The following is a 3,683-nucleotide window of genomic DNA, read 5'->3' as shown; positions in this document are numbered from 1 at the left end:
GACCAGTCCAGTGTCATGCCCGCAATCATCCCAGCCGCATCCGACCGGCACCCCGTACCTCACCAATGCCACCGACAAGATCGTGTTACGAGCTCTAAGGTCGTGGTTGGGCGAACAGATATACCGCGGCTCAGGTTCCTGCTGCATGGCGCAGTGAGCGTTACCCAAGTCACTGATGTTGTTCCGCTTCCAACTGTACGGTCTCACCCAGGCTGACTCTGTGATCCCGTGGATCACAAAGAACTGCACCGCACCCGCCAGCCACGCGGAATATCCGATCCGAGCCTTCACCTGTCCACCTTCTGCCGCACGATTCCCGTACGAGCTAGCGGATCACGTGGCACGAGTCTCAGACACTCCGGTGAGCCCCCGAAGCCGGGTAGGGCAGACCCTACGAACGGGCGCTTCCCACGGGCTTCACGTAACCGCGGACAGAGTCTCTCAGTTGGCCACTCTGAGCGGCTCAGTTGGCCCTTTGAACGCCGACACGGTCCCAGGCATCGATGACCGCTCGGTGCTCGGCACTGTCCCTGCCGTGCTTTGTACTGGCCGCGTCTGCGGTCAGTCCTGCCCAGTCCGCGAAGAGCATTCCGCGGCGGGCGCCATCCCCGGTGAGCGCGTCCCACCAGATCTGTCCAGCCGTCTCCCATGCCTTGCCACCCAAGTGCTGAGCTACCAGGTAGAAAGCATGGTTGGGGATTCCGCCGTTGATATGGACTCCCCCGCGGTCCTGAGTGGTGTGAACGTATTCGTTCATGTGGGCAGGCTGGGGATCTACGCCGAGGACGTCGTCGTTGTAGGCCGTACCAGGGGCCTTCAACGAGCGCAGCCCAGTGCCGCGTATTCCCGGCGCCAGCAGGCCGGCGCCTACTACCCAGTCGGCCTGCTCAACAGTCTGATCAAGGGTGTACTGCTTGAAAAGCTGACCGAAGACGTCGCACAGTGACAGGCTCAGGGCGCCGTTCTCGCCGTCCCAGTCGAAATACCGCAGCATCTCCGGAACCCCGTGCCACACCTCGCCCGCGATCACTTCTGGGCACTGGCTGAACCGGCCGAAAATCGCACCGTCTCCGTCTCCCAAGATGAGCTGTTCGCCATCCCACCAAGCGTTGTTGAAGCCGTTCCCGTAGTGGACGACGGCGATGAGCGGCCTCTCGGCGAGGGGGTCGCGGCCCAACACCTGGCGACCGAAGGCGTTCAGTGCCACTAGCGCTTCAAGCGTCTCATCGACGGCTGGGTCCCCAGTAGGCGGCTCCCCATTCCAGCGGGCCGGCTCACGCCGATCCAACTGCTCGAAATGACCTGCGTTGTAGACGATGCAATCGGCGTCCGGCGCTTGCGTGCCAACGAGCGCGGAAGGGAGCGACAGCTGGACCAACTCCGGGAGCTGTCCCGCCCGACGGGGGGATAGACCAGCGGCCACCAGCTGGCCCTGCAACGCAAGAGAGGTAATTCCAGCGCCGCTTCCAAACCGAGCTCCCAGATCTCTGACCGCGCTCGTGGGCGGCTCCAGAAGCCGGGCGACGGTGTCCTTGATCCCATCGGGTGAGATCTGAGCAACAGCGCCGAGCTCCCGGATGGCTTCCACCAGTGACTTCACAGAGTTCTCGAGCAATCCGGCACGCACCTCGTCGACCGACTCGTCCGCCAGGAGAGGAACGATCTCCAGCGCCTCATATCCTCCGTGAACTGCCTCGAAGAACCTGCCGCGGCGTTGGCGCGCGATAGTTGCGCCGTGCTCATCCCAAGCCGAACGCAGTAGAACCGATGCAGCCCAACTGCCTGTTTGCCGGAAGTACATAACCGCCGCGCTGTTCTTGGTGAGCTCGGCGTAGATCAGCCGGGCGGCGGTTCGGGCAGTGGCCCGATTACGCAGCACGGCACCGCCGGCAGCAGCAAGGACGCCCACCACTGCACTGATCACCGCGGCCATGAGCGTGCTGTCCACGCCGATTCCCCCTCGCGCAGCTACCGCGTCCCGAACACAGCATTGGCGAAGCGACCGATTCTGCCAACCCTTTCAGGCATCGGAGGCGTTTGGGACCATGCCAGTGGACGACCAGCTCGACGCCGATACTCCGCACGGCGGCCGCCCAGAGGCACACCCGCGCCGCGAGATCGTCGACGCCCTGCGCTATGTCGTCGACACGGGGTGCAAGTGGAGTGCTCTGCCCAGTGACTACCCGCCGTTCAAGACGGTGTTCGGCCTCTTCAGCCGCTGGTCCGCGGCTGGGGTCTTCAACCTCATCCGCGACCAGCTCCGGCGCCGGATCCGCCGGACCATGGGCACGTCCCCGCACGCGGTGGCGGCGGTGATCGATTCGCAGTCGGTGAAAGTCGCCGCCACCGTCCCGCGCTCGACGTCGGGATATGACGCGGGAAAGAAGACGCCAGGCAGGAAAAGACACATAATCGTGGACCTCAAAGGGCTCCCGCTGTTCGTGATGGTCACCCCAGCCGACATGCACGACAGCGTCGCCGCCCGCGAAGCTCTCTTCCGGCTGCGTCTGATGCACCCCGAAATCACCATCGTCTGGGCGGACTTGGCCTACGCGGGCACCCTCGCCACCTGGGCCAAATCCTTCCTCCACCTGACGATCAAGACCGTGAGCAGGCCCAAGGACGCAAAGGGATTCGTGATCCTGCCAAGGCGTTGGGTGGTGGAGAGGTCACTGGCGTGGTTGTTGCACGCGCGCCGAAATGTGAGGGACTACGAGACCCTGCCCGAGCACAGCGAAGCGATGCTCACCCTCGTCTCGATCACGCTCATGACCTGCCGGCTCACCCGGCCCGCTGTCCAGCCCGACGCTTCTCTGCCACGGCCCGCTGAGACCGTCCAAGCCGCTTGAGATGTCACAGGATCGGCGGGAATGGCATCGTGATGGACGCGATGATGCCGTCCATCGCGTCGTGGAGGACCGCCTCGCGCTCGCCCGGCTTCATCGCGGTGAGTGCGGACACTGCCGAGCACGAGCTCAATCGGACAGCGCAACCGGGGACCACATGCCGAACCACTGCTCGGCGCCGTAGGCCTCAAACCGCTCTACCTCGATGAACCCCAGCTTCGCCACAAGGCGCATCGAGCGGACGTTGGCGGTCTGGGTGGCGAGCACCACTGGTTCGCCGGGAAACGCGCCGCCGAACCAGTCGAGTGCCGCTGCGCACGCCTCGGCGGCGTACCCACATCCCCACGCCTCCGGCAGGAACAAGTAACCGAGCTCGGCTTTCCCGGCAGCCTGAGGAAGGTGCCCCGTTTCCCTGTAGAGCGTGATCTGGCCGATCATCGCTCCGTCGAGATCGACGATGAAATGGCCGGGGAGCCGGCTGGGCGCCCCCGGCATCTCGCGCTCGAGCTCGTCACGCGGTCGAGGGCCACCGAGAAAGGTGCCCACCTCGGGCGAGGCCAGCAACTCGATGACCGCCGCACGGTCCCGGGCCTCGGGCTCACGGAGCACGAGCCTCTCGGTCCTGATCGGGGCAGGGGGCCAGGCGACGGGTCCGAGCTCAGTCATGCTGGCCAGCTAATCAGCAGGCTCGGTAACGATCAAGACTCGCGGCCCGATCAACCCACCTGCCCGAGCCCGTCCTTGGGTCTGCTGCAGGTTTGGGTGACAGGTTCGGTCACGCGAGCTGGAGGGCCGGTGTGGTCATGACGGTCTCGAATTCGATGGGGGTCAGCCGGC

2 protein-coding genes and 1 pseudogene are annotated in these 3,683 nt (G+C 64.9%); 1 reads left to right on the top strand and 2 read right to left on the bottom strand.

Features of this window, described 5'->3' with window-relative positions; genetic code table 11:
- Positions 1-463: 463 nt before the first annotated feature.
- Positions 464-1,948, bottom strand: a complete 1,485-nt coding sequence (locus tag ACZ4RZ_RS50155) for a M4 family metallopeptidase (protein ID WP_467754352.1) — start codon at positions 1,946-1,948, stop codon at positions 464-466.
- Between the two features lie 97 nt (positions 1,949-2,045).
- On the opposite strand from ACZ4RZ_RS50155, the pseudogene ACZ4RZ_RS50150 reads away from it, so the two are divergent.
- Positions 2,046-2,789, top strand: a pseudogene (locus ACZ4RZ_RS50150) (IS5 family transposase); the annotation flags it as partial.
- A gap of 186 nt (positions 2,790-2,975) precedes the next feature.
- Here the strand turns inward: ACZ4RZ_RS50150 and ACZ4RZ_RS50145 are convergent.
- A complete protein-coding gene (locus ACZ4RZ_RS50145) occupies positions 2,976-3,512 on the bottom strand; it encodes a GNAT family N-acetyltransferase (RefSeq protein WP_467754351.1) in 537 nt (178 codons plus the stop codon).
- Positions 3,513-3,683: the final 171 nt, after the last annotated feature.

Source organism: Streptomyces sp. NPDC027189 (assembly GCF_055566975.1).
The sequence above is the reverse complement of the archived record's forward strand: the minus strand, read 5'-3'. Positions and strand labels throughout refer to the sequence as shown.

What these genes read in the sequence shown, in the direction of transcription:
- ACZ4RZ_RS50145 (WP_467754351.1), bottom strand. Translation starts at nt 3,512, where the DNA reads ATGACTGAGCTCGGACCCGTCGCCTGGCCCCCTGCCCCGATCAGGACC.